Below are 25,511 nucleotides of genomic sequence, written 5' to 3' on the forward strand. Positions count from 1 at the left end.
GGGCGATAACCGGACAGCCGGCCCGGGGGCGGGTTCCTGCGCAACGGGCGGGCACGCCACAGCCCCGCCAGCCCCTGCCCCGGGACGGGGCTTGCCCGTATAATCAACGGTTCGCAAAATCCAACCTGACCCACTGCGCCCTGCCACGACGCGGGAAGCGCCCGATACAACATGAAAGTCTCCGACATTCGCAGCAAGTTCCTGCAGTTCTACGAGTCGAAGGGCCATACCGTGGTCCGCTCGTCCAGCCTGGTGCCGGCGAACGACCCGACGCTGCTGTTCACCAATTCGGGCATGGTGCAGTTCAAGGACGTGTTCCTGGGCTCCGACAAGCGCCCTTACTCGCGCGCCACGTCGTCGCAACGCTCGGTCCGCGCCGGCGGCAAGCACAACGATCTCGAAAATGTGGGCTATACGGCACGTCACCACACGTTCTTCGAGATGCTGGGCAACTTCTCGTTTGGCGACTACTTCAAGCGCGAAGCCATCCAGTACGCCTGGGAACTGTTGACCAAGGTCTACCAGCTGCCCGAGGAAAAGCTCTGGGTCACGGTCTACGCCGAGGACGACGAGGCGTACGACATCTGGGCCACCGAAGTGGGCGTGCCGGTCGAGCGCATCGTGCGTATCGGCGACAACAAGGGCGCCCGCTACGCCTCGGATAATTTCTGGCAGATGGCCGACACCGGCCCGTGCGGCCCGTGCTCGGAAATTTTCTACGACCACGGCCCGGACGTCTGGGGCGGCCCCCCGGGATCGGCCGAGGAAGACGGCGACCGCTACATCGAGATCTGGAATCTCGTGTTCATGCAGTTCAACCGCGACGAGCAGGGCAACATGACGCGCCTGCCCAAGCCGTGCGTGGATACCGGCATGGGCCTGGAGCGGATTGCCGCCGTGCTCCAGCACGTGCACAGCAACTACGAGATCGACCTGTTCCAGGCGCTGATCCAGGCCGCCGGCCGCGAGACCCGCACCGCCGATCTGAACCAGAATTCGCTGAAGGTCATCGCCGACCATATCCGCGCCTGCTCGTTCCTGATCGTGGACGGCGTGATCCCCGGCAACGAAGGCCGCGGCTACGTGCTGCGCCGCATCGTGCGCCGCGCGATCCGCCATGGCTACAAGCTCGGCCAGAAGACCCCGTTCTTCCACAAGATGGTGGCGGATCTGGTGGCCCAGATGGGCGCCGCCTATCCGGAACTGGCTGAAGCCGAGGCCCGCGTGGTGGAAGTGCTCAAGGCCGAGGAAGAGCGTTTCTTCGAGACCATCGAGAACGGCATGTCGATCCTGGACGCCGCCGTGGCCGACCTGAAGGCGAAGGGCGGCTCGGTGCTCGACGGCGAACTGGCGTTCAAGCTGCACGACACGTTCGGCTTCCCGCTGGACCTGACGCAGGACGTGGCGCGCGAGCAGGAAATCACCGTGGACGAGGCAGCGTTCGACGCGGCGATGAATCGCCAGCGCGAGCAGGCCCGCGCTGCCGGCAAGTTCAAGATGGCCGCCGGCCTCGAGTACACCGGCGACAAGACCGTGTTCCACGGCTACGACGCGCTGAGCAAGGAAGGCGTGCGCGTGACGGCCCTGTACGTCGATGGCGCCTCGGTGCAGACGATGGAGCCGGGCCAGACCGGCGTCGTCGTGCTCGACAACACCCCGTTCTATGCCGAATCGGGCGGCCAGGTCGGCGACCAGGGCACGCTGGTTTGCGGCCCGGCGGTCTTCACCGTGGCCGACACCACCAAGGTGCAGGCCGACGTGTTCGGCCACCAGGGCACGCTGGCGAATGGCTCGCTGAAGGTCGGCGATACCGTGGCCGCCCAGGTGGACGCCGTGCGCCGCGCGCGCACCGTGCGCAACCACTCGGCCACCCACCTGATGCACAAGGCCCTGCGCGAGGTGCTCGGCACCCACGTGCAGCAGAAGGGCTCGCTGGTCGATCCAGACAAGACCCGCTTCGACTTCTCGCACAACGCGCCGCTGACCGACGACCAGATCCGCCAGATCGAGGAGATCGTCAACGCCGAGATCCTGCGCAACGAGGCCACCACGGCAGCCGTGATGCCGTTCGACGATGCCGTCAAGAGCGGCGCCATGGCGCTGTTCGGCGAGAAGTACGCCGACGATGTGCGCGTGCTGTCGATCGGTACCTCCAAGGAACTCTGCGGCGGCACGCACGTGACCCGCACCGGCGATATCGGCCTGTTCAAGATCGTCGTGGAAGCTGGCGTGGCCGCCGGCATCCGCCGCGTGGAAGCGATCACCGGCGACAATGCGCTGCACTACCTGCAGTCGCTCGACGCCCGCCTGAACGAAGCCGCCGCCGCGCTGCGTGCCCAGCCCTCGGAAATCGTGCCGCGTATCGGCCAGGTCCAGGAACAGGTCCGCGCGCTCGAAAAGGAACTGGAAAAGCTCAAGAGCAAGCTGGCTTCGTCCCAAGGCGACGAACTGGTGTCGCAGGCCGTGGACGTCAATGGCCTGAAGGTGCTGGCCGCGCAGCTCGAAGGCGCCGACGTCAAGACGCTGCGCGAGACGATGGACAAGCTCAAGGACAAGCTCCAGAGCGCCGCCATCGTGCTGGCTGCCGTGGCTGACGGCAAGGTGAGCCTGATCGCCGGCGTGACGGCGGACGCTACGTCGAAGGTCAAGGCCGGCGAACTCGTCAACTTCGTCGCCCAGCAGGTTGGCGGCAAGGGCGGCGGCCGTCCGGACATGGCACAGGCCGGCGGCACGGACCCGTCGGGCCTGCCGAAGGCGCTGGCTGGCGTCACGGAGTGGGTGGCGGCGAAGGTTTGATCGATTGACCAAACTGTCCTAGAGGAACGCCTGCATGGTTCGCCCTGCAGGCGTTTTTTCTTTGGGCTACCGGATACTGAAAAGGTAGGCGTACATGAGCAATAGCGGTACTCCCATCATGATGGCGAGTAACGACACGAGCATGGCGGCCTTGTCGATCGGTGAGGCGTTTTGCAGACAGCGCCTTAGCATTCCAGGCATGATGAACTCCTTGTCAGGTGAAATAGAGGTAGCCCGTGAAGTGCGCGGCAGCGGTAGTCGCCGTGACGACCCAGGACGTGTGAAATATCGAGTTGGTGCCCCACGAGAGGAGCGGCTGGTCCGAACAGGACTGCAGGGCTCCAAGCACGATGACGATCGAAGCCAGCACCAGCAGGCTGACGTGGACGGTGATCGCCGCTAACACCAGTTGCGGGGCAATGGCCGGATTGGTCAGCGACCCGCCGAGCAGGTAGCAGGCGCTGGCGTTCATCGGCAGCGCCGCCCATGACATCTGGCCGTGCTCGACCGCGCGGCGCACCACGCCGCGGCTCTGCTCGCGCAGGAATGCGGGCAGCTTCACGAGCGATAGCAACGCCAGCGGCGCCAGCAGCGGGATCGCGATGTTGAACACGAACCAGCCGAACTGCTCCAGTGCTCTCATGGTGTCCGTCGGGCAAGGGTTGAAGAATGGCCCTCATCCTAGGCATCGCGTGGCCGTCCCGCAATCGGACGGATGTGAACTTTTGTGACTTCGCTAACGACCTTTGCGTGGCATCAACCGTGTTCGAATCTGACTTTTCTCAAAGCCGCTCGGGCCCCGCGGAGGACGTCAGGCTGCGGCCGGAATCTGCGCGGCATCGGCCGGCAGGGCACCTTCGCCAAGCATGTCGGCCAGCGCCAGCAGCGCGGCGCTGCCCATCGACGGGTACCAGGCAAGCACGGTCGTCACGCGTCCCGCTTCGCCGAGCGGATGGATGCTGATCTGCGGCAGGTTGCGGTAGAGCGCCAGCACCGAGCGCGGCATGATGGCCACGCCGATGCCAGCGGCGGCACAGGTCACGATGGCGTGATACGAACCCAGCTGGATCACGCGGCGCGGTGCCTGGCCGCCTTGCCCGTACCACTGTTCGAAACGTGAACGGTAGTTGCAGCCGGTCTCGAATGCGAGCAGTGTGGTGTGCCCGAGGTCGGCGGGGCCGGTGATTGGCGGGTGGCCGGCGCTGGCGATGATCACCAGTTCTTCCTCGAACCCCGGGCGGGTGAGCAGGTCGGGGTCGCCGACCGGCTCGGCCACGAAGGCGCAGTCGACGTCGAAGCGCCGCAAGGCGTCGAGCGCCTGGCGCGTGGGCAGCGTCACCAGTTCGAGTTCGACGTCCGGCCACGCGCGATGATAGGCGGCCAGTACGTTCGGCAGCCGGCTCGCGGCGGTGCTCTCCATCGAGGCGATGCGCAGGCGGCCGTGCGGCCGCGCCGGCTGCACCGCGTGACGGGCCTCGTCGGACAGTTTCAGGATGCGGCAGGCGTACTCGTACAGCGTCTTGCCGGCCGGCGTGAGCACCATGCGGCGCCCGTCACGTACGAACAGATCGACACCCAGCGATTGTTCGAGCTGGCGGATGCGCGTCGTGACGTTCGATTGCACGCGGTGCAGGCGCTCGGCGGCGCGGGTGATGCCCCCGGCTTCCACCACCGTGCGAAAGATTTCAAGGGCGGCGAGATCCATGGCGCGGGCGTCCTTTTTTCAAATCAAGATGGATTCCATCTTGATAATTCATTTTTCGTGATGGAAGTTTGGACATAGCATAGTCAACAAACCCGAACTGCGCCACCGCCCCCGCCGCCCCATGCCAATCGCCGATCTCGATGTTTCTGCCGGACGCGCCGCCCGGTCTACCGCCGGTCCGTGGGCCGTGGCGCTTGCGGGCTTCGTGTCGCTGGCGCTGGCCATGGGCATCGGACGATTCGCCTTCACGCCGCTGCTGCCGATGATGCTGCACGATGGCACCGTCACCCTCAATCAAGGTGGCGCGCTCGCCACATGGAACTATATCGGCTACTTGCTCGGCGCGCTGCTGTGCCTGGTGATCCGGCCCGATCCGGCGCGCATGGTCAAGGGTGCGCTGGCGCTGACCGTCGTGCTGACACTGGCGATGGCCTTGCCCGGCGGCATGCCAGCATGGCTCGCGTGGCGCACGGTGTCCGGTATCGCCAGCGCGGTGGTGATGGTCTACGCGACGGCGTGGTGCATGCAGCGGCTGGCGGAACTTGGGCACCCCACGTTGGGCGGACTGATGTTCTGTGGGCCGGGCATCGGCATCGTCGTGACCGGCGTCTCGGCGTTCGGGATGGTTGGCGCGCACTGGCAGGCCAACTGGGGCTGGATCGCGTTCACGATCCTTGGCGCGCTGATGCTGCTGCCAGTGTGGCGCGTGTTCGGCACGCCCTCGCCGGAATTGCCCCCCGCCAGCCATGGCGCGCGAGCCGCAGCGGCGGCCACGCCCCGGCTCGATCTCGAAACCTGGGCGTTGACGCTGGCCTATGGGCTGGCCGGTTTCGGCTACATCATCACGGCCACGTTCCTGCCCGTGATCGCCCGCCACGAGATGCCGGGCAGTGTCTGGGCCGACCTGTTCTGGCCGATTCTTGGCGCGGGCGTGGCAGTCGGTGCGTGGCTGGTGACCCGCATGGGCATGCATCACGACAACCGGCGCATGATGATGTGGCTCTATGCGATGCAGGCGGTGGGCGTGGCCGTGGCGGCGGTGTGGCCAACCGTTGCCGGTTTCGCGCTGAGCAGCCTGCTGGTGGGTTTGCCGTTCACGGCCCTGGTGTCGTTTGCGATGCGCGAGGCCCGGCGGCTCTGGGGCGCCAGCGCGTCGAAGCTGATCGGGCTGATGACGGCGGCGTACGCCATCGGCCAGATTGCCGGTCCGCCGCTGGCCACGGCGCTGGTGGCGCGCACGGGAGGCTTTGGCGCCTCGCTCGGTGTGGCGTCGGGCGCGCTGCTGTGCGGGGCGCTGATCTATTTCTGGATGTGGCGCACGATGCCGGTGGGCCGCCGCGCGGCCGGCTGACGAGTACGCTACAGTATCGGCTTCGCCGCCCACTCGAACCGGACGCCCCCGCGCCGGCGCTGCAGGGCGGCGCGAAAGCCAAGCCCCATGTCTTTTGCCTTGCAGCCCGGCCGCGCCGCCGGGCCGGCCCTGCCGATCGGCGCCGAGGAAGCGCGCGTGCGCGTGGACCTGGCCGCCGCGTACCGGCTGGCCGCGCTCGAACGCTGGGATGACCTGATCTACACCCACATCTCGGCCACCGTGCCCGGCGAGCCCGGACATTTCCTGATCAACCCGTTCGGCTTCGCCTTCGACGAGATCCGTGCCTCGGACCTGGTCAAGATCAATGGCCGGGGCGAGGTGGTCGGCGAGACCGTCCACCCCGTCAACGTCACCGGTTTTGCGCTCCACGGCGCCGTGCACGCGGCCCGGGCCGACGCCCATTGCGTGATGCATCTCCACAACACGGCCGGCATCGCCGTCTCGGCCCAGGCCGGGGGGCTGCTGCCGCTGTCGCAGCACGCCATGCGCTTTCATGGCCGGATGGCCTATCACGACTACGAAGGACTGGCGTTCACGCCGGCCGAGGGCGCGCGGCTGACCGCGTCGCTGGGCGGGCATCCGGCCATGCTGCTGCGCAACCACGGCACGCTGACCGTGGGCCGCACCGTGGCCGAGGCCTACGTGCTGATGGCCACGCTGATCAAGGCGTGCGAAATCCAGCTCGGCGCGCAGCTTGGCAGCGCCACCGTGCAGCCGCCGCCGGCCGTGGCGGAGCGGACCTCGCTCCAGCTATACGATGATGGCGCCGTGGAGGGCGTACTCGAGTGGCCCGCGCTGCTGCGCAAACTCGATAGAATCGATCCCTCGTACAAAGACTAAAACCGCGTAAAAAAGCCAAAAGGAGTCATGACATGCCCACGTTTCACGTAGAAATGTTCGAAGGCCGCACGGTGGAGCAGAAGCGCCGTTTCGTCGAGGAAGTCACGCGCGTCACATGCGAGACGCTGGGCTGCTCGGCCGGCGCCGTCGACATCATCATCACCGACGTCAAGCGCGAGAACTGGGCCACGGGCGGCGAGCTCTGGGCCGACAAGGCGTAAGCAGGCAGGATTGGGACCGATGACCTCCGCAGCTTCCGCCATGCAGCAGTTCGCTTCCGACAACTACGCCGGCTTCTGCCCGGAGTCGCTGAAGTACTTTCTCGAAGCCAACGCCACGGGCCACGAGAAAGCCTATGGCGACGACAGCTGGACGCAGAAGGTCTGCGACCGTATCCGCGACCTGTTCCAGACCGACTGCGAGGTCTTCTTCGTCTTCAACGGCACGGCAGCCAACTCGCTGGCGCTGTCGTCGCTGTGCCAGTCCTACCATTCGGTGATCTGCCACGAACTGGCCCATATCGAGACCGACGAATGCGGCGCGCCGCAGTTTTTCTCGAATGGCTCGAAGCTGCTCACCGCGCCCGGCGAGAACGGCAAGCTGACGCCCGACGCGGTGGAGGCACTGGTGACGCGCCGTTCGGACATCCACTATCCCAAGCCGCGCGTGGTGTCGCTGACGCAGGCTACCGAGGTGGGCACCGTCTACACCGTGGACGAAGTGCGCGCCATCGCGGCCATCGCCAAGCGGCGCCAGTTGCGCGTGCATATGGACGGCGCGCGCTTTGCCAATGCGGTGGCGTCGCTGGGCGTGCATCCGTCGGAAATCACGTGGCGCGCCGGCGTGGACGTGCTGTGCTTTGGCGGCACCAAGAACGGGCTGCCCGTGGGCGAGGCGGTGGTCTTCTTCGACCGCCGGCTGGCCGAGGATTTTGCCTACCGCGTCAAGCAGGCCGGGCATCTGGCCTCGAAGATGCGCTTCATTTCGGCGCCGTGGCTCGGCATGCTCGAAAACGACGTCTGGCTGCGCAACGGCCGCCATGCCAACGCGATGGCCGCGCTGCTGGCGCAGCGGATCGCCGATATTCCCGGCGTGCGCCTCATGTTCCCGACCCAGGCCAACGCGGTGTTTGCCGAACTGCCGCTGCCGGCCATCGAGGCGCTGCGGGCGAAGGGCTGGCTGTTCTACACGTTCATCGGCGCCGGCGGATGCCGGATGATGTGCGCGTGGGACCTGCAGCCCGAGACGGTGGAGGCGTTCGCCGCCGATATCCGCGCCGCCTGCGGGCACTGACCGCCGGCGCCGGACCCCGCCACAACGATAACGAGACAATCCCCCCGGAGCCCCCAAGGATGGAACCCTACCGCTTCTGCCCGCGCTGCGGCGCGCCGCTCGAACACCTGCCGATGTCGGGCCGCTATCGCAACGTCTGCGTGCAGGACGGCTGCGGTTTCGTGCATTGGGACAACCCGCTGCCGGTGCTGGCGGCGGTGGTCGAGTACCAGGGCCAGTTGCTGCTGGCGCGCAACGCGCTGTGGCCCGAGAAGATGTTCGCGCTCGTCACCGGCTTCATGGAGCGCGACGAGACGCCGGAGCTGGGCGTGGCCCGGGAGCTGAAGGAGGAAACCAACCTCGACACGGTTTCGGCCGAGTTGATCGGCGTCTACGAATTCATGCGCAAGAACGAGCTGATCATCGCCTACCACGTGAAGGCGGAGGGCGAGATCCGGTTGTCCGAGGAGCTGGCCGAGTATCGGCTCGTCGCGCCCGAGAAGATGAAGATCTGGAACGCCGGCACCGGGTTTGCCGTGGCCGATTTCCTGGAGCGACGGGGCCTGCCGGTGCGTTTCTTCGACCGCGCTACCGGCGAGGACATTCCCGACCCGCGCCGGCCGACCGACTTCAGCCTGGTCGGCGCTTCGCTACAATACGGCATCAACCAGAACTAGAAGGTGAGAGGAATGGATTTCCAGAAAGAAGTGGATGCGCGCGGCCTGAACTGCCCGCTGCCGATCCTGCGGACCAAGAAGGCGCTGGCGGACATGGCCAGCGGCGAAGTGCTCAAGGTGCTGGCGACCGACCCGGGCGCCACGCGCGATTTCCAGGCATTCGCCAAGCAGACCGGCAACGAGCTGGTCTCGCATGCCGAGGTCGACAAGGTCTTCGTGTTCTACATGAAGCGCCGCTGAGCCGCGCCGCACGGGCCGGACGCAAGAAAAAACCGCCTCGCAGGGAGGCGGTTTTTCTTTGCCCGGAGCCCGGCGCGGCGCTCAGCCCCGCTGTGCCAGGTAGGCGCTGAACTCGTCGCGCACTTCCGGGTGCTTGAGGGCGAACTCGACGGTCGCCTTCAGGTAGCCGAGCTTGCTGCCGCAGTCGTAGCGCACGCCCTTGTAGCGGTAGGCCAGCACCTGCTCCTGGCCCAGCATGGCCTGGATGGCGTCCGTCAGCTGGAACTCGCCGCCGGCGCCCGGCTTCAGGTCGCGGATATGGTCGAAGATGCGCGGCGTCAGGATGTAGCGGCCCACCACGCCGAGGTTCGACGGTGCCTGTTCCGGCGCCGGCTTCTCGACGATGGCCGACATCTTGATCACGCGCTCGTCCCACTCGCGGCCATCGACCACGCCGTAGGAGCGGCTCTGCTCGGGCGCGATTTCCTCCACGCCGAGCACCGAGCAGTTGTAGTGGTTGTAGATGTCCACCATCTGCTTCATGACCGGCTCGTCCTTCTCGCCATCCAGCAGGTCGTCCGCCAGCATGACCGCGAACGGCGCGTCGCCCACCAGGCGCGCGGCGCAGAGCACCGCGTGGCCCAGGCCCAGTGCCTCGGGCTGGCGCACGTAGAAGCACTCCACGTTCTTGGGCTTGATGGAGCGCACCACGTCGAGCAGGGCCTGCTTGTTCTTGGCCTCCAGCTCCATTTCCAGCTCGTAAGCCTTGTCGAAGTGATCCTCGATGGCCCGCTTGGAGCGGCCCGTGACGAAGATCATCTCGTTGATGCCGGCAGCCATGGCTTCTTCCACGGCGTACTGGATCAGCGGCTTGTCTACCACGGGCAGCATTTCCTTCGGGCTCGCCTTGGTGGCGGGCAGAAAACGGGTGCCTAGCCCGGCAACGGGAAAGACGGCCTTGGTGACGCGGTTTTCCATTTCAGCTTCCTTTTCAATCCGGTGTAATACCGTGCCGCAGGATGGGATCGCCGTCTGTCGGGTTCCGTCCGACTACGCAGCCGGAAGGGCTCGACACGTACCTCAGGACGGCAGACGCTGTAGTTGATCCTTCAGCTTCTCCAGCGTCTGTTCGAAATCCGACATACGCTGGGTTTCCTGCGCCACGACGGCTGGGGGCGCCTTGGCGACAAAACTCTCGTTGGACAGTTTGCCACGGCACTTGCCGATCTCACCCGCGATCCGGTCAATCTCCTTCGACAGGCGCACGCGTTCGGCGGCCACGTCGATCTCGATCTTGAGCATCAGGTGGTTGCCGCCGACGATTGCCACGGGGGCGCCAGCGCCCTCATGCAGCAGCGCGGCCTCGTCTTCGAACACCTTGACCTCGGAAAGTTTCGCAAGCGCCTTCACCTGCGCCGCCGCCTCGTTCAGGAACGCGCTGTTGCCATGTGCGTAGAGCGGGATGCGCTGGGCCGGCGAGATGTTCATTTCACCGCGCAGGTTGCGGCAGGCATCCACCAGCCCCTTGAGCTGCGCCACCCAGGCTTCGGCGGCTTCGTCGATCTTGGCCATGGCCGGCAGCGGGTAGGGCTGGGTGGCGATCGTCTCGCTGCCGTCACCTTTGGCGCGGCCAGCCAGCGGGGCCACCTTCTGCCACAGTTCCTCGGTGATGAACGGGATGATCGGGTGCGCCAGGCGCAGTACCGTCTCCAGCACGCGCAGCAGCGTGCGGCGCGTGGCGCGCTGCTGGGCCTCGGTGCCGGTCTGGATCTGCACCTTGGCCAGTTCCAGGTACCAGTCGCAGTACTCGTCCCAGACGAACTTGTAGATGGCGCTCGAAATATTGTCGAAACGGTACTCGTCGAAGCCCTTTTCGACATCCGCCTCCACGCGCTGCAGCAGCGAGACGATCCAGCGGTCCGCCTGCGAGAAGTGCAGGTAGCCGTCCGGGCCGCAATCGTTGCTGCACGGGCCCATGCCGCAATCCTGCCCCTCGGTGTTCATCAGCACGAAGCGCGTGGCGTTCCAGAGCTTGTTGCAGAAGTTGCGGTAGCCCTCGCACCGGCCCGTGTCGAAATTGACGTTGCGGCCCAGCGTGGCCAGCGAGGCAAACGTGAAGCGCAGCGCATCGGCGCCGAACGACGGAATGCCGTCCGGGAACTCCTTGCGGGTCTTGGCCTCGATCTTCGGTGCGTCCTTGGGACGGCGCAGGCCGGTCGTGCGCTTCCTGAGCAGCGGGTCCAGCTCGATGCCGTCGATCAGGTCCACGGGGTCGAGCGTGTTGCCCACGGACTTGCTCATCTTCTTGCCTTCGGAGTCGCGCACCAGGCCGTGCACGTACACGGTGTGGAACGGCACCTGCCCGGTGAAGTGCTTGGTCATCATGACCATGCGCGCCACCCAGAAGAAGATGATGTCGTAGCCGGTGACCAGCACCGTCGACGGCAGGAAGTGCTTCAGTTCGGGCGTCTGCTCGGGCCAGCCCAGCGACGAGAACGGCACCAGCGCGGACGAGAACCACGTGTCCAGCACGTCGTCCTCGCGGCGCAGCGGGCCGGTGCTGCCGGCCGCCTGGGCCTGGGCGCGCGCCTCGTCCTCGGTGCGGGCGACGAACACCTTGCCGGCCTCGTCGTACCAGGCCGGGATCTGGTGGCCCCACCAGAGCTGGCGGCTGATGCACCAGTCCTGGATATTGGCCAGCCACTGGTTGTACGTGCTGTTCCAGTTGTCGGGAACGAGCTTGATCTCGCCGCTCTGCACGGCGTCCAGCGCCACCTCGGCGATCGAGCGGCCCGGATGGAACGTGCCCTCGGGCGCCGGCTTGCTCATGGCCACGAACCACTGGTCGGTCAGCATCGGCTCGATCACGCTGCTCGTGCGCTCGCTGCGCGGCACCATCAGCTTGTGCGGCTTGACCTCGCCCAGCAGGCCCTGTTCCTTGAGGTCCGCCACCATCTTCTCGCGGGCGGCAAAGCGGTCCAGGCCGGCATAGGCGGCCGGGGCGTCGGCCACGATCTTCGCGTCCAGCGTCAGGATCGACAGTTGCGGCAGGTTGTGGCGCTGGCCCACGGCGTAGTCGTTGAAGTCGTGGCCCGGGGTCACCTTGACCACGCCGGTGCCGAACTCGCGGTCGACGTATTCGTCGGCGATCACCGGGATCTGGCGCCCGGTCAGCGGCAGGTTGACCAGCTTGCCGATCAGGTGGGCGTAGCGCTCGTCTTCCGGGTGCACCATCACGGCGGTGTCGCCCAGCATCGTTTCCGGGCGCGTGGTGGCCACGGTCAGGTGCGTCAGGCCGCGCACGGCATCGGCCTCGGCCAGCGGATAGTGGATGTGCCAGAGCGAGCCTTCTTCCTCGACGCTGTCCACTTCGAGGTCCGACACCGCGGTGCCCAGCACCGGGTCCCAGTTCACCAGGCGCTTGCCGCGGTAGATCAGGCCCTGCTCGTACAGCCGGACGAAGACCTCGGTCACGGCCTTCGACATGTCGGGCGACATCGTGAAGTACTCGCGCGTCCAGTCGATCGAGGCGCCCATGCGGCGCACCTGGCGCGTGATGGTGGAGCCCGACTCTTCCTTCCACTCCCAGACCTTCTCGGTGAACTTCTCGCGGCCCAGGTCGTGGCGCGAGACACCCTGCATCTCCAACTGGCGCTCCACCACGATCTGCGTGGCGATACCGGCGTGGTCCGTACCCGGCACCCACAGCGTGTTGGCGCCGCGCATGCGCGCATGGCGGGTCAGGCCGTCCATGATCGTCTGGTTGAACGCATGGCCCATGTGCAGCGTGCCGGTCACATTGGGCGGCGGCAGCTGGATGGCGAAGTTCGGGCGCTCAGGGTCGAAAGTGGGCTGGGCGATGCCGCGGCGCTCCCATTCTGGGCCCCACTTTGCCTCGATGGCGGCGGGTTCGAAGCTCTTGGCAAGGGACTGGTCTTCTGCGGTCATGCTGGATGCTGGTGGGGATGCGGGTCAGGGTCCGGGCCGTCGGGCCGGGAAAACGTCAAATTATAGGGGAGGCGGGGTGCCGGTGCGCATTTCGGGCGCTCGGGGGTGCGCCGGCCGCCCCCCTGAGCGGCGCCCGGCGCCCGGTGTGCGGCCGGGGCGCCGGTATAATTGCCGCCTACTTTACCGGCCCCGATCCGATGTCCAGCCTGCTAGCCAACCTCAACGCCGAACAACTCGCCGCCGTCACCCTGCCGGACGAACCAGCCATGATCCTGGCCGGCGCGGGCAGCGGCAAGACCCGCGTGCTGACCACCCGGATCGCCTGGCTGATCCAGAACGGGCGGGTCTCCCCGGCCGGCATCCTGGCAGTGACCTTCACGAACAAGGCGTCCAGGGAAATGCAGACGCGCCTGCAGGCCATGCTGCCGATCAACACGCGCGGCATGTGGATCGGCACCTTCCACGGGCTCTGCAACCGCATGCTGCGGGCACATTTCCGCGACGCGGGCCTGCCGCAGACCTTTGCCATCCTCGACACCCAGGACCAGCTCTCGGCGCTCAAGCGGCTGCTCAAGCAGCTGAACGTCGATGACGAGAAGTACCCGGCCAAGAGCCTGCAGTACTTCATCAACAACGCCAAGGAGCAGGGCCTGCGCCCCCGCGACGTGGAGGCCAACGACGATTTCAACCGCCGCTTCGTCGACCTGTACGCCGCCTACGACGAGCAGTGCCAGCGCGAGGGCGTGGTCGATTTCGCCGAACTGCTGCTGCGCTGCTACGAACTGCTGCGCTACAACGACGCCATCCGCCAGCACTACCAGTACCGCTTCCGCCATATCCTGGTGGACGAGTTCCAGGATACCAACGTGCTCCAGTACCAGTGGCTCAAGCTGCTGGCGGGCTACGGCTCGGGCAACGCGGCGGCCGTGTTCGCGGTGGGCGACGACGACCAGAGCATCTACGCCTTCCGGGGCGCCAACGTGGGCAACATGCGCGATTTCGAGCAGGAATTCCGCGTGCGCCACCTGATCAAGCTCGAACAGAACTACCGTTCGCACGGCCATATCCTCGATTCCGCCAACCACCTGATCTCGCACAACGCGCGCCGGCTCGGCAAGAACCTGCGCACCGACGCCGGCCACGGCGAGCCGGTGCGGGTCTACCAGGCCGGCACCGATGGCCAGGAGGCGTCGTGGATCGTCGAGGAGATCCGGGACCAGATCGCCCAGGGCATGACGCGCTCGGAGATCGCCATCCTGTACCGCAGCAACGCCCAGTCGCGGGTGATCGAGCATGCGCTGTTCTCGTCGGGCATCGCCTACCGGGTGTACGGCGGCCTGCGCTTCTTCGAGCGGGCCGAAGTCAAGCACGCGCTGGCCTACCTGCAACTGATCGAGAACCCGCGCAACGACGCGGCGTTTGCCCGGGTGGTCAATTTCCCCACGCGCGGGATCGGCGCCAAGTCCCTGGAAGCCTTGCAGGACGCCGCGCGCCAGTACAACGTGTCGCTGGCCGAGGCCGTGGCCTACGTGCCGGGCAAGGCCGGCAGTTCGCTGGGCGCCTTCCTGCGCCTGATCGAGCAGATGCGGGCCGAGACCAGCCGCATGACGCTGCCGGAGACCGTGGAGCACGTCACCAACGCCAGCGGGCTGATGGTCCATTACCAGACCGAGAAAGAGGGCCAGGACCGGATCGAGAACTTGCAGGAACTGGTGACGGCGGCGCAGGCGTTCGTGGTGGAAGACGGCTACGGCCTGGACGCCCCGGCGCGCATGCTGCCGGTGGGGCGCGACGTGCCGCCGGCGCTGGCCCAGGGCGACCAGGACCAGCAGGTGCTCGATCCCGAGCAGTTGCCGGTGGTGATGACGCCGCTGGTGGCGTTCCTGACCCACGCCTCGCTGGAGGCCGGCGACAATCAGGCGCAGGCCGGGCAGGACGCGGTGCAGATGATGACCGTGCACGCCGCCAAGGGCCTGGAGTTCAACGTGGTGTTCATCACGGGGCTTGAAGAGGGCCTGTTCCCGCACGACAACAGCGCCCAGGAGGCCGACGGGCTGGAAGAAGAGCGCCGCCTGATGTATGTGGCGATCACCCGGGCGCGCGAGCGGCTGTTCCTGTCGTTCGCCCAGAGCCGCGTGCTGCACGGGCAGATGCGCTACCACATGAAGTCACGCTTCTTCGAGGAATTGCCCGACGAAGCGCTGAAGTGGATCACCCCGCAAGGCCAGACCTTCGGCGTCAGCCGGCAGGAGCGCGACAACGCCTGGGGCCGCGACTGGTTCAAGCGTTCGGAGGACGTGCCGTACACGGGCACCAAGCCCACCGGCGGCATGGATACAGGCAGGAAGAACTACGCCGAGGAAAAACGCGCGGCCGCCACCGGCTTCCGCGTGGGCCAGAGCGTCTTCCATACCAAGTTCGGGGAAGGCCGGATCAAGGCCCTGGAAGGCGAGGGCGCCGATGCCCGCGCCAATATCGATTTCAAGCGCCACGGGGTGAAATGGCTGGCGCTGGCGGTAGCGAAACTGGACCCGATCGATTGAACCGGCGCCACGCTGGTTTTCTCCCCTCTCCCGCACGGCGGGAGAGGGGAGCAAGACATCAGGAGATCAAGGCTGCGCAGCCTCGTTCACCACTTCTCCCGGCGGTACGATGTTGAAGCACCCCCGGTACGTCGCGTAGAACGAGCAGTACAGGATCGCCAGCATCAGCAGCGAGTACGGCGTCACGAGGAACGACAGCACCTGTTCCCCGCCGAAGGCCGCGAAGACCGTTTCCAGCACCAGCGGCACGGCCACCATCAGCACCGCGAACAGCATCGCGTAGGTAAAGAACGCGCCGCGATTGCGCCAGCAGGCGGTCCAGCTGAAGAACAGCGCCTTGACCGGCGGCACCTGGTGCCACGCGGCCAGCAGGGGCGCGAACCAGAACATCATGGCGATCGGCGTGTAGAGCAGGGCGCCCAGCATCATCGCGGTGTACAACTGCTGCACGGCCTCGGCCGAGGGCTCCTCGCCCTTGAGCACCATCGGCGCCACGGCCCCGATATCCACCACCGACGTGGCGATCAGGCTCAGCGTGAACACCAGCACGGCATAGATGCCGCCGAGTATCAGCAGGTTGCGCATGGCCTGCTTGCCGTTGGTGCGGAACCCCGCCAGCAATATCGTCGGCAGGACCCGCTTGTTCTGGATCACCTCGCGGCAGGCCGTCATCACCCCCACGAACAGGCCCGGCGTGAAGACCAGCAGCGCGATGATGCCGAACAGCGGCACGAAGATCGCCAGCTGGGCGGCCAGCAGGTAGATGAACAGCAGCATCAGGAATGCCAGCGGGTTCTTGCGGAACAGCCAGACACCCTGGCGGAACCAGACGTAGCCTTCCTTGGCGGAAACTTCCAGTAGTTGCATGGCGGATCAGACCCAGGGGAGGGCCGCGGCGGCGTCGAGCCGGCGGCGGAGAATGCGTTCGAAATGGGTGGGGTCGTGCGGCTGGAGCATGTCGGCCTCGCGCGGCAGGTAGAAATCCCACAGCCGCGACACCCAGAAGCGCAGCGCGCCGGCCCGCAGCATGTCCTGCCAGTGCCGGCCTTCCACGGCCGTCAGCGGCCGGACCGCGTGATAGGCGCGCAGCATGGCTTCGGCCCGGGGCACGTCCAGCGCGCCGGTCGGCAGGTCGATGCACCAGTCGTTGACCGTCACGGCCAGGTCGAACAGCCACTTGTCGTGGCCCGCGAAGTAGAAATCGAAGAAGCCGCCCAGCGTCTGCTGGCCGCCGGCCGTATCGAACAGCACGTTGTCGCGGAACAGGTCGCAATGGCACGGGCCGCCCTGCAGCGCGGCGTAGTCCGGGCTGCCGAAAAAGGCGGTCTGGTGCGCGATCTCGTCGGCCAGCAGGCGGCGCTGGTCCGCATCGAGGAACGGCGCGATCTCGGGCGCGGTCTGCTGCCACCAGGCCAGGCTGCGCAGGTTAGGCTGCTGGCGCGGGTAATCCTGGCCCGCCAGGTGCATGCGCGCGAGCATCGCGCCCACCTGGGCGCAGTGTCCGGGCTGGGGCGCCAGTTGCGACGCGCCGGGCAGCCGGCTGACGATGGTCGCCGGCTTGCCCTTGAGTTCGCGCAGGATCTCGCCGTCGCGGGCCGGCATCGGGGCCGGCACGCTGATGCCGTGGCGCGCCAGGTGGTCCATCAGGTGCAGGTAGTACGGCAACTGGTCGAAACGCAGCCGCTCGAAGATCGTCAGCACGTACTCGCGCGTGACGCCGTCCTGCTCCATGGTCAAGAAGAAATTGCTGTTCTCGATGCCCGAGGCGATGCCGCGCAGTGCGCGCACTTCGCCAAGGTCATGGTCAAGCAGCCAGCGGGCGATCTCGTCCTGCGAGACCGTGGTGAAAACGGCCATACTGTCAATTGATTGCGAATCTGGGAACGGCTGGCCGGCACCCGAAAGTGCCGGCCAGCCGCCGCGGCATTGCTGCCGGAGGGCCGGCGCGATTCCCGCCCGGTGCAGCGTTCGGACGCGAATCGTGGGTAAGAAAGGCTAAAGAGTATCAGGACAACCGGCCCGGACCGGAAAAAACAGAAAACCGGACGGCCGGCGATGCCTCAAAACTTCAGGTTCAGCGACGGTACGCGGTTGACGTCATGGTCCCGGATACGGGGCGAACTGTCCTCGGGCTTGCTCATTTCGTATTTCGTGCCGAAGCCCGACTGCACCTGGATCTCGGTGGCGCGTCCCTTGTCCTTGTATTCGGTCACCTGGGTGCCATCGCGCTCGCGCAACTGGAAGCTCGGCTCGCGCGGCTGGTTCAGCTGGCTCTTGGCGGCCGGCGCAATCGGCTGGTTGTTGATCTGGTTCAGCTCCTGCTGCGTCAGCGCGTTGCTGGTTTCCGAACCCTGGGCCAGCACGCGCTGGCTGGCGGTCAGGGCCAGCACGGCGGCGGCAAGCGCGAGCAGATAGCCGGGGCGGCGGATCGCGGCGTGCAGATCGGCCAGCCTGGCACCCGGTTGCGAAGGGGAAGTCATCTGAGGCTCCTGTGCGCGCGGGCAGGCGGCCCCGCGACGCGGATGGGTCCTGCCGCCGCCGGCGGCGCCGGTACTGGCAGGAACGAACAGGCTTCCATTCTAGCAATTCCTGTCGTTTTCGGCCCGTTCTCGGTGGCCTTCCGTCCACCCGCCAGAGCGCCTTCCGGCGCACGGGCGGGAAGGGCGGCGCGGGCCGCCCATGCCTTACAGATAGAACATTTCTTCCTTGGGCGGAATCGGGTGGTCGCCGCCGCGTTTCTCGTAGTACTCGTACACGGCTTCGAGCACTTCCTGGGGCTCGTCGACGATCTTCATCAGGTCCAGGTCCTGCTCGGCGATCAGGCCCATGGGCAGCAGCGTGAAGCGGAACCAGTCGAGCAGGCCCTTCCAGAACCGGCTGCCATACATCACCACCGGCACAGCACGGGACTTGCCGGTCTGCACCAGCGTCAGCACCTCGGCCAGCTCGTCGAGCGTGCCGAAGCCGCCCGGCATCACGATGAAGGCGTCCGAATTCTTCACGAACGTGACCTTGCGCGTGAAGAAGTGGCGGAAGCGCATGGCGATGTCCTGGTACGGGTTGCCCTGCTGCTCGTGCGGAAGCTCGATGTTCAGGCCCACGCTGGCTGACTTGCCGGCGTGCGCGCCCTTGTTGGCCGCCTCCATGATGCCGGGGCCGCCGCCGGAGATCACCGCGAAGCCGGCGTCCGAGAACAGGCGCGCGATCTCGATGGTCTTCTGGTAGTAGGGCGAGTCCTCGCGCAGGCGCGCGCTGCCGTAGATCGACACGGCCGGGCGGATCTCGGAGAGGTACTCGGTCGCCTCGATGAACTCTGCCATAATCGTGAACATTTGCCACGATGCGCGCGCCTTCTTGGCGGTAGCGCGGTCTTCATCGGCCAGCGCGCGCAGGCTTGGAATCATCTTGCGCGGATTCGCGCGGGCCGCCGCCGCACGGGCGGCAGCCTCCTGTTCCTCGGGGCTCGCGCCGGCCGCGGCCGCATCGGCCTTGGCGGCGATGGCCGCGGCGTGTGCCGAGGCTTTCTCGGGCGGCGGATTCACCGTGTTGCCGGAGATATCGGAAACGTCCGTATCGGCGAGGGGGGCGGCGTCAGCACCGCCTGCGGGGGCACCAGTCAATTTAGAGTCCATGGGAATGTCGGATAGTCGAAAAACACTCTTGCTCGTCGATGGATCGAGCTATCTGTATCGCGCGTATCACGCGCTGCCGGACCTGAGGAATGGCGAAGGTCTGCCCACAGGGGCAATCTACGGCATGATCAACATGTTGCGCAAGCTGCGCAACGATTTCCCGGCGCAATTTATCGCCTGCGTCTTCGACGCCAAGGGCAAGACGTTCCGGGATGATCTATACCCCGCCTACAAGGAACACCGCCCGTCGATGCCCGAGGACCTGGCGCGCCAGATCGAGCCGATCCACGAGGCCGTGCGCGCGCTGGGCTGGCCCATCGTGGTGGTCGAGGGCGTGGAGGCCGACGACGTGATCGGCACGCTGGCCTGCCAGGCCACCGCGCAGGACGTGAATACCGTGGTATCCACGGGCGACAAGGACCTGGCGCAGCTGGTCAACGACCACGTCACGCTGGTCAACACGATGAGCGGCGAGATCCTCGACCCGCCCGGCGTGGTGGCCAAGTTCGGCGTGCCGCCCGAGCGCATCGTCGACTATCTCTCGCTGATCGGCGATGCCGTGGACAACGTGCCGGGCGTGCCCAAGGTAGGCCCGAAGACCGCGGTCAAGTGGCTGACCGAATATGGCACGCTGGACAGCATCATGGCCGGCGCCGATGGCATCAAGGGCGTGGTGGGCGAGAACCTGCGCAACACGCTGGACTGGCTGCCGCGCGCCCGCGAACTGGTGACCGTCAAGACCGACTGCAACCTCGCCGATGCCGTGGCCGATTTCCAGGCGCTGCATGACCTTGGCGAGGACAAGGACAAGCTCGTCGATTTCTTCCGCAAGTACGGTTTCAAGACCTGGCTGCGCGAGGCCACGGGCGAGGCGCTGCCGAACGCGCGTGCGGCCGGCGCGCGCGCCGGCGCCGTGGCGCAGCCGGCCCAGGGCGGTCTGTTCGACACCGCACAGGGCGCCGGCGACGAACCGGCGGCCGACCTCGCGCCCGCCGGGATCCGCTACGAGACCGTGACCACCGAGGCCGCGCTCGACGCCTGGCTGCAGAAGCTGGTCGATGCCCCGCTGGTGGCGATCGACACGGAAACCACCTCGCTCGACCCGATGCTGGCCGAACTGGTTGGCATCTCGGTGTCGGTGGAGCCGGGCGAGGCCGCCTACATTCCCGTGGCCCATCGCGGCCCGGACGTGGCCGGACTGGACAACCACGGCCAGTTGCCGCGCGAGTTCGTGCTGGAGCGCCTGCGCCCGTGGCTGGAAGACGCCGCGGCGCCGAAGCTGGGCCAGCACCTGAAGTACGACGCCCACGTGTTCATGAACCACGGCATCACGCTGCGCGGCATCGCCCACGACACGATGCTGGAGAGCTACGTGCTGGCGTCGTACCGCAACCACGGCATGGACAGCCTGGCCGAGCGCCTGCTCAACGTGAAGACGATCACGTACGAGGAAGTCTGCGGCAAGGGCGCGAGCCAGATCGGCTTCGACCAGATCGACCTGCAGCGCGCCACCGACTACGCCGCCGAAGACGCCGACGTGACACTGCGCCTGCACCGCAAGATGCTGCCGCAACTGGAGAAGGCCGAAGGGCTGCGGCATGTCTACGCGGACATCGAGATCCCGGTCTCGGTGGTGCTGCAGAAGATCGAGCGCAACGGCGTGCTGATCGATGCGGACCGCCTGGCCGTGCAGAGCGCCGAACTGGGCCAGCGCATGATGGAGGCCGAGCGCGCCGCGCACGAGGCCGCCGGGCAGCCGTTCAACCTGGGCTCGCCGAAGCAGATCGGCGAGATCCTGTTCAACCAGATGAAGCTGCCGGTGGTCAAGAAGACCGCCAGCGGCGCGCCGTCCACCGACGAAGAGGTGCTGCAGAAGCTGGCCGAGGACTATCCGCTGCCCAAGCTGCTGCTTGACTACCGGGGCCTGTCCAAGCTCAAGTCGACCTACACCGACAAGCTGCCGAAGATGGTCAACCCGCGCACGGGCCGGGTCCATACCAGCTACGGCCAGGCCACGGCGGTCACGGGCCGGCTGGCGTCGACCGAGCCGAACCTGCAAAACATCCCGGTGCGCACCGAGGAAGGCCGCCGCATCCGCGAGGCGTTCATCGCGGGGCCGGGCAACGTGATCGTCTCGGCCGACTACTCGCAGATCGAGCTGCGCATCATGGCCCATATCTCGGGCGACGATAACCTGCTGCGCGCTTTCGCCAACGGCGAGGACATCCACCGGGCCACGGCCGGCGAGATCTTCGGCGTGGAGCGCGAGGCGGTGTCGAGCGAGCAGCGCCGCTACGCCAAGGTCATCAACTTCGGCCTGATCTATGGCATGAGCGCGTTCGGGCTGGCCAGCAACCTCGGCATCGAGCGCGAGGCGGCCAAGCACTACATCGACCGCTACTTCATGCGCTACCCCGGCGTGGCCAACTACATGGAAGAGACGCGCCAGAAGGCGCGCGAGCAGGGCTACGTGGAAACCGTGTTCGGCCGCCGCCTGTGGCTGCCGGACATCCGGGGCGGCAACGGCCCGCGCCGCCAGGCCGCCGAGCGCGCCGCCATCAACGCGCCGATGCAGGGCACCGCGGCCGACCTGATCAAGCTGTCGATGATCGCCGTCCAGGACTGGCTCGAAGCCGACAAACTCGGCGCACGCCAGATCATGCAGGTGCACGATGAACTGGTGCTCGAAGTGCCCGAGGCAGAGTTCGAGCTGGTCAAGGTGAAGCTGCCCGAGCTGATGTGCGGCGTGGCGCAACTGAACGTGCCGCTGGTGGCCGAAGTGGGCAGCGGCAGCAACTGGGAAGAAGCGCACTAGGCCCATGGCGCACCTTGCGGCCAATGTCTCCCGCGCGATGCCGCTGTATGCAAAGAAGTACTTGCTGAAACGACCCGGGGCCCCCTTGCCAGTGGTGCTGCATTGCAGCACACTGGCAGCAACAGGTTGTAAATAGCAGAATCTTCAAAGTACAGATATCGGCCTCGCGGTGCGAGACGACAACAGAAAGACGCCGCAAGGGGCCTGCACCGGTTTTCAAATTGAAAGCATCGGGTAGACCATGAGCAACACGCAAGGCAAAGAGGAAAGCGCCCCAACTCCTGCATCGACAGACACTTCCATCATCGCCGGCGGCCCGCAGCCCATCGCGGCGCCGCGTGCGGCGGGCGCGCTGCACCGGATCATCGTGGTCGGCGGTGGCGCGGGCGGGCTCGAACTCGTCACGCGGCTCGGCGACAAGCTCGGCAAGTCGCGCCAGGCGCAGGTCACGCTGGTGGACCGCTCGCCCACGCACATCTGGAAGCCGCTGCTGCATGAAGTGGCAGCCGGCAGCATGGACCCCAACACCCACCAGCTCGAATATGTGGCGCAGGCGCGCTGGCACCATTTCGAGTTCCAGCAGGGGGAACTGACCGGCATCGACCGCGCCCGCAAGGTGGTGCACGTGGCGGCCTGCGTGGACCAGGACGGCGACGAACTGCTGCCTGCCCGCGAATTGCCCTACGACACCCTCGTGCTGGCCATCGGCTGCGTCACGCATTTCTTCAGCGTGCCGGGCGCCGCCGAGCATGCCATCGCGCTGGACACCGTGGCGCAGGCCGAGCGCTTTCGCCGCAAGCTGATCGCCGCCTGCGTGCGCGCCCAGAACGGCAAGGGCCGCATGGGCGAGGACGGCCGTCCGCGCGTGGACGTGGCGATCATCGGGGCGGGCGCCACGGGTGTGGAGCTGTCTGCCGAACTGCGCAACACGGCCCACGTGCTGAATGCCTACGGGCTGCACCAGCTCGACCCGCGCCGCGACGTGCGCATCCACGTGATCGAGGCCGGCCCGCGCATCCTGCCGGCGCTGTCCGAGCGCGTCTCGGCCGAGACCACCAAGCTGCTGCGCAAGCTCGACGTGGATGTGTTCACGGGCGAGCGCGTGACCGAAGTCACGCACGACGCGGTGCTGACGGCCAGCGGCAAGCATATCGACGCCGACCTGACCGTCTGGGCCGCCGGCATCACCGCGCCGGGTGTGCTGCGCACGCTGGGGCTGCCGGTCAGCAAGATGGGCCAGATCGTGGTGGGCGCCACGCTGCAGAGCGAGGCCGACCCGGACATCTTCGCGTTTGGCGACTGCGCCGCCGCGCCGTGGACCGAAAAGCAGACCACCGTGCCGCCGCGCGCCCAGGCCGCGCACCAGCAGGCCACGTTCCTGTACGACGCCATCCGGGCACGGCTGGCGGGCAAGCCGCTGCCGGAATTCGGCTTCAAGGATTTCGGCTCGCTGGTGTCGCTGGGCCACTTCAGCGCCGTGGGCAGCCTGATGGGCGGCCTGATCGGCGGATCGATGTTCATCGAGGGGCTGATGGCGCGCTTCATGTACACATCGCTGTACCGGATGCACGTGCTGGCGCTGCACGGCGCCATCGGCATGGGGCTCGACACCGTGACGCACTGGCTGCGCAGCAAGACCAGCCCGCGCGTGAAGCTGCACTGACGGCAGCCCCGGAGGACGGGATCGGGATGGCCGGTGGCGCGTGCGCTACCGGCCATCTTTGCTTAGAATCGACGGCGCCGCGCTGGCGTCACATGGCCCGGCATCCCGCCAAATCTTCCAGGAGCCTCGCCCATGCTGAAGCCAGAAGTCGAAAGCCTCGTCCCCGGCCAGTCGTTCGACCGCCGCAGTTTCGTCAAGACCGCGCTGGGCTCCGCCTTTGCCGCGGCCGTGCTGCCGGTGTCGGCACAGACCATCAAGACCGACTTCCAGGGCCTGGCCGCCGGCGAGATCACGGTGCCGTCGGGCAGCTTCGGCATGCCCGTGTACCGTGCCCAGCCCGAGGGCAAGACCAACCTGCCCGTGGTGCTGGTCATCAGCGAGATCTTCGGCGTGCACGAGCATATTGCCGATATCTGCCGCCGCTTTGCCAAGCTCGGCTACCTGGCCATCGCGCCGGAACTGTTCGCGCGCCAGGGCGACCCGAGCAGCTACGGCACGATCCAGGAACTGCAGGCCAACATCATCCAGAAGACGCCCGACGCCCAGGTGATGGGCGATCTCGACGCGTGCGTGGCCTGGGCGGCGGCCAATGGCGGCGACGTGAACCGCCTCGGCATCACCGGCTTCTGCTGGGGTGGCCGCGTGACGTGGCTGTATGCGGCGCACAGCAAGCGGGTCAAGGCCGGCGTGGCCTGGTACGGCCAGCTCGTGGGGCAGCCCAGCCCGCTCAAGCCGCGCAACCCGGTGGATATCGTCAACGAACTCAACGCGCCGGTGCTGGGACTCTACGGCGGCAAGGACACCGGCATCACGCAGGAGCATGTGGCGCAGATGAAGGCGGCGCTCGGCGAATCGAACAATCCGAACGCCCGCGCGTCGACGTTCGTGGTCTACCCGGAAGCCGGCCACGCCTTCCATGCCGACTACCGCGCCAGCTATGTCGAGGCGGCGGCCCGCGATGGCTGGCAGCGCTGCCTGGCCTGGTTCCGGCAGCACAAGGTCGCCTGAGGCCGCAAATCAGCCGCTCGTATTAGCCCCTCGGCCGGTCAGGTGATTGCAAAACAGGCACCGACATACGTACAATGCCGACTCTGCGTTTTTGCAACCATGTTGCGTTAATGCTGGAGAATGTCAGTCGGCGATGACTGCCCGGTGGTCGGGCGGGGGCCGGTCCGGGAGTCCATCATCCATTCCACGCTTTTGTACATCCTGCTGGCGGCGACCATTTCGGGGGTCGGCAGCATCCTGGGTGCGGCGGTGCTGTCGCTGACCGTGGCCTCCCGCGTGGTGGATCGCATGGTGAGTTTCTCGGTGGGGGTGCTGCTGGCCACGGCGCTGCTGCACTCGCTGCCCGAGGCATTCGAATCCGGCGCCGATCCGCGCGCGCTGTTCGGCACGCTGCTGGCCGGCCTGCTGGGCTTCTTCCTGCTGGAGAAGATCTCGCTGCTGCGCCACTCGCACCACCACGAGGGCGACGGCCACCATCACCACCACGGCCACGACCGCGAGGAAGCGGGCCGCAGCGGCCTGACCATCCTGGTGGGCGACACCTTCCATAACTTTGCCGACGGCATCGTGATTGCCGCGGCGTTCCTGGCCGACCCCCATATCGGGCTGGTCACCGCGCTGGCCATCGCCGCGCACGAGATTCCGCAGGAAGTGGGCGATTTCATCGTGCTGCTCAACGCCGGCTTCTCGAAGGCGCGGGCGTTCGCGTTCAACCTGCTGTCGAGCCTGGCGGCCGTGCTGGGCGGCGTCGTGGGCTATTTCCTGCTGGACGAGCTTTCAGGCTGGATTCCGTACGTGCTCGTGATTGCGTCGAGCAGCTTCCTCTATATCGCGGTGAGCGACCTGATGCCGCAGATGCAGCGCAAGCCGCGGCTTAAGGAATCTGCGATGCAGGTGGTGCTGGTAGCGGCCGGCATCGCGGCCATCGTGTTCATCACGAACGGCGTGCACGAGGAGCACGCCCACCACCATGCGAAAGAGGAGGCCGCGGCACCGTCGCGCTGACCGCGGTCTCCGTCTC

The 25,511-nt window shown here is 66.8% G+C and carries 20 protein-coding genes; 12 read left to right on the forward strand and 8 right to left on the reverse strand.

Annotation, left to right across the window (positions count from 1 at the left end):
• Positions 1-171: 171 nt before the first annotated feature.
• On the forward strand, positions 172-2,796 hold the full coding sequence (gene alaS / locus EV147_RS02200) for an alanine--tRNA ligase (RefSeq protein ID WP_130389487.1): 2,625 nt from the start codon (positions 172-174) through the stop codon (positions 2,794-2,796).
• A gap of 214 nt (positions 2,797-3,010) precedes the next feature.
• On the opposite strand, the gene EV147_RS02205 is transcribed toward alaS, so the two are convergent.
• Complete coding sequence (locus tag EV147_RS02205) at positions 3,011-3,439, reverse strand: hypothetical protein (protein ID WP_130389488.1); 429 nt, start codon at positions 3,437-3,439, stop codon at positions 3,011-3,013.
• 168 nt (positions 3,440-3,607) lie between these two features.
• Entirely contained in the window at positions 3,608-4,501 is an 894-nt protein-coding gene (locus EV147_RS02210) for a LysR family transcriptional regulator (protein WP_130389489.1), read from the reverse strand.
• Between the two features lie 121 nt (positions 4,502-4,622).
• Here EV147_RS02210 and EV147_RS02215 point away from each other — a divergent pair, with 121 nt between their 5' ends.
• The 6 genes from EV147_RS02215 to EV147_RS02240 all read left to right on the forward strand — a co-directional run bounded on the left by EV147_RS02215 (position 4,623) and on the right by EV147_RS02240 (position 8,902).
• Positions 4,623-5,852: a YbfB/YjiJ family MFS transporter gene (locus EV147_RS02215; protein WP_130389490.1), complete on the forward strand. Its 1,230-nt coding sequence runs from the start codon at positions 4,623-4,625 to the stop codon at positions 5,850-5,852.
• Between the two features lie 87 nt (positions 5,853-5,939).
• Complete coding sequence (locus EV147_RS02220; RefSeq protein ID WP_130389491.1) at positions 5,940-6,713, forward strand: class II aldolase/adducin family protein; 774 nt, start codon at positions 5,940-5,942, stop codon at positions 6,711-6,713.
• A gap of 32 nt (positions 6,714-6,745) precedes the next feature.
• Positions 6,746-6,934, forward strand: coding sequence for a 4-oxalocrotonate tautomerase (locus tag EV147_RS02225; protein ID WP_130389492.1), 189 nt, complete (start codon positions 6,746-6,748; stop codon positions 6,932-6,934).
• A 40-nt stretch (positions 6,935-6,974) separates the two neighbouring features.
• A complete protein-coding gene (locus tag EV147_RS02230) occupies positions 6,975-8,006 on the forward strand; it encodes a threonine aldolase family protein (RefSeq protein WP_130391168.1) in 1,032 nt (343 codons plus the stop codon).
• 59 nt (positions 8,007-8,065) lie between these two features.
• The gene (locus tag EV147_RS02235) at positions 8,066-8,662 is read left to right on the forward strand and encodes an NUDIX domain-containing protein (RefSeq protein WP_130389493.1); all 597 of its coding nucleotides are present in this window, start codon (positions 8,066-8,068) and stop codon (positions 8,660-8,662) included.
• Between the two features lie 12 nt (positions 8,663-8,674).
• The gene (locus EV147_RS02240) at positions 8,675-8,902 is read left to right on the forward strand and encodes a sulfurtransferase TusA family protein (protein ID WP_130389494.1); all 228 of its coding nucleotides are present in this window, start codon (positions 8,675-8,677) and stop codon (positions 8,900-8,902) included.
• Positions 8,903-8,983: 81 nt separating this feature from the next.
• Here the strand turns inward: EV147_RS02240 and galU are convergent, their stop codons facing one another.
• Together galU and EV147_RS02250 are read right to left on the reverse strand one after the other, a co-directional pair.
• Positions 8,984-9,859, reverse strand: coding sequence for a UTP--glucose-1-phosphate uridylyltransferase GalU (gene galU, locus EV147_RS02245; RefSeq protein WP_130389495.1), 876 nt, complete (start codon positions 9,857-9,859; stop codon positions 8,984-8,986).
• A 102-nt stretch (positions 9,860-9,961) separates the two neighbouring features.
• Positions 9,962-12,829 (reverse strand): valine--tRNA ligase, encoded by a 2,868-nt coding sequence (locus EV147_RS02250; RefSeq protein WP_130389496.1) that lies wholly within the window; start codon positions 12,827-12,829, stop codon positions 9,962-9,964.
• 197 nt (positions 12,830-13,026) lie between these two features.
• Between EV147_RS02250 and EV147_RS02255 the strand changes: the two genes are divergently transcribed.
• Complete coding sequence (locus tag EV147_RS02255; protein WP_130389497.1) at positions 13,027-15,372, forward strand: UvrD-helicase domain-containing protein; 2,346 nt, start codon at positions 13,027-13,029, stop codon at positions 15,370-15,372.
• 66 nt (positions 15,373-15,438) lie between these two features.
• On the opposite strand, the gene EV147_RS02260 is transcribed toward EV147_RS02255, so the two are convergent.
• From EV147_RS02260 to EV147_RS02275, 4 genes are all read right to left on the reverse strand, one after another.
• Entirely contained in the window at positions 15,439-16,239 is an 801-nt protein-coding gene (locus EV147_RS02260; protein ID WP_130389498.1) for a BPSS1780 family membrane protein, read from the reverse strand.
• A 6-nt stretch (positions 16,240-16,245) separates the two neighbouring features.
• On the reverse strand, positions 16,246-17,229 hold the full coding sequence (locus EV147_RS02265; protein WP_130389499.1) for a homoserine kinase: 984 nt from the start codon (positions 17,227-17,229) through the stop codon (positions 16,246-16,248).
• A gap of 203 nt (positions 17,230-17,432) precedes the next feature.
• Complete coding sequence (locus EV147_RS02270; protein ID WP_130389500.1) at positions 17,433-17,852, reverse strand: hypothetical protein; 420 nt, start codon at positions 17,850-17,852, stop codon at positions 17,433-17,435.
• A 204-nt stretch (positions 17,853-18,056) separates the two neighbouring features.
• Positions 18,057-19,004, reverse strand: coding sequence for an LOG family protein (locus EV147_RS02275; protein WP_198680160.1), 948 nt, complete (start codon positions 19,002-19,004; stop codon positions 18,057-18,059).
• A 4-nt stretch (positions 19,005-19,008) separates the two neighbouring features.
• On the opposite strand from EV147_RS02275, the gene polA reads away from it, so the two are divergent.
• The 4 genes from polA to EV147_RS02295 all read left to right on the forward strand — a co-directional run bounded on the left by polA (position 19,009) and on the right by EV147_RS02295 (position 25,495).
• On the forward strand, positions 19,009-21,819 hold the full coding sequence (polA, locus tag EV147_RS02280) for a DNA polymerase I (RefSeq protein ID WP_130389501.1): 2,811 nt from the start codon (positions 19,009-19,011) through the stop codon (positions 21,817-21,819).
• 241 nt (positions 21,820-22,060) lie between these two features.
• Positions 22,061-23,482: an NAD(P)/FAD-dependent oxidoreductase gene (locus EV147_RS02285; protein ID WP_130389502.1), complete on the forward strand. Its 1,422-nt coding sequence runs from the start codon at positions 22,061-22,063 to the stop codon at positions 23,480-23,482.
• Between the two features lie 132 nt (positions 23,483-23,614).
• Positions 23,615-24,490 (forward strand): dienelactone hydrolase family protein, encoded by an 876-nt coding sequence (locus EV147_RS02290; RefSeq protein ID WP_130389503.1) that lies wholly within the window; start codon positions 23,615-23,617, stop codon positions 24,488-24,490.
• 120 nt (positions 24,491-24,610) lie between these two features.
• The gene (locus EV147_RS02295) at positions 24,611-25,495 is read left to right on the forward strand and encodes a ZIP family metal transporter (RefSeq protein ID WP_130389504.1); all 885 of its coding nucleotides are present in this window, start codon (positions 24,611-24,613) and stop codon (positions 25,493-25,495) included.
• Positions 25,496-25,511 lie beyond the last annotated feature (16 nt).

Source organism: Cupriavidus agavae, from assembly GCF_004217045.1.
Lineage (GTDB): Bacteria > Pseudomonadota > Gammaproteobacteria > Burkholderiales > Burkholderiaceae > Cupriavidus > Cupriavidus agavae.

Coding starts and splice junctions, on each gene's coding strand:
- alaS (WP_130389487.1), top strand. CDS start 172: ATGAAAGTCTCCGACATTCGCAGCAAGTTCCTGCAGTTCTACGAGTCG.
- EV147_RS02205 (WP_130389488.1), bottom strand. CDS start 3,439: ATGAGAGCACTGGAGCAGTTCGGCTGGTTCGTGTTCAACATCGCGATC.
- EV147_RS02210 (WP_130389489.1), bottom strand. CDS start 4,501: ATGGATCTCGCCGCCCTTGAAATCTTTCGCACGGTGGTGGAAGCCGGG.
- EV147_RS02215 (WP_130389490.1), top strand. CDS start 4,623: ATGCCAATCGCCGATCTCGATGTTTCTGCCGGACGCGCCGCCCGGTCT.
- EV147_RS02220 (WP_130389491.1), top strand. CDS start 5,940: ATGTCTTTTGCCTTGCAGCCCGGCCGCGCCGCCGGGCCGGCCCTGCCG.
- EV147_RS02225 (WP_130389492.1), top strand. CDS start 6,746: ATGCCCACGTTTCACGTAGAAATGTTCGAAGGCCGCACGGTGGAGCAG.
- EV147_RS02230 (WP_130391168.1), top strand. CDS start 6,975: ATGCAGCAGTTCGCTTCCGACAACTACGCCGGCTTCTGCCCGGAGTCG.
- EV147_RS02235 (WP_130389493.1), top strand. CDS start 8,066: ATGGAACCCTACCGCTTCTGCCCGCGCTGCGGCGCGCCGCTCGAACAC.
- EV147_RS02240 (WP_130389494.1), top strand. CDS start 8,675: ATGGATTTCCAGAAAGAAGTGGATGCGCGCGGCCTGAACTGCCCGCTG.
- galU (WP_130389495.1), bottom strand. CDS start 9,859: ATGGAAAACCGCGTCACCAAGGCCGTCTTTCCCGTTGCCGGGCTAGGC.
- EV147_RS02250 (WP_130389496.1), bottom strand. CDS start 12,829: ATGACCGCAGAAGACCAGTCCCTTGCCAAGAGCTTCGAACCCGCCGCC.
- EV147_RS02255 (WP_130389497.1), top strand. CDS start 13,027: ATGTCCAGCCTGCTAGCCAACCTCAACGCCGAACAACTCGCCGCCGTC.
- EV147_RS02260 (WP_130389498.1), bottom strand. CDS start 16,239: ATGCAACTACTGGAAGTTTCCGCCAAGGAAGGCTACGTCTGGTTCCGC.
- EV147_RS02265 (WP_130389499.1), bottom strand. CDS start 17,229: ATGGCCGTTTTCACCACGGTCTCGCAGGACGAGATCGCCCGCTGGCTG.
- EV147_RS02270 (WP_130389500.1), bottom strand. CDS start 17,852: ATGACTTCCCCTTCGCAACCGGGTGCCAGGCTGGCCGATCTGCACGCC.
- EV147_RS02275 (WP_198680160.1), bottom strand. CDS start 19,004: ATGGACTCTAAATTGACTGGTGCCCCCGCAGGCGGTGCTGACGCCGCC.
- polA (WP_130389501.1), top strand. CDS start 19,009: ATGTCGGATAGTCGAAAAACACTCTTGCTCGTCGATGGATCGAGCTAT.
- EV147_RS02285 (WP_130389502.1), top strand. CDS start 22,061: ATGAGCAACACGCAAGGCAAAGAGGAAAGCGCCCCAACTCCTGCATCG.
- EV147_RS02290 (WP_130389503.1), top strand. CDS start 23,615: ATGCTGAAGCCAGAAGTCGAAAGCCTCGTCCCCGGCCAGTCGTTCGAC.
- EV147_RS02295 (WP_130389504.1), top strand. CDS start 24,611: ATGTCAGTCGGCGATGACTGCCCGGTGGTCGGGCGGGGGCCGGTCCGG.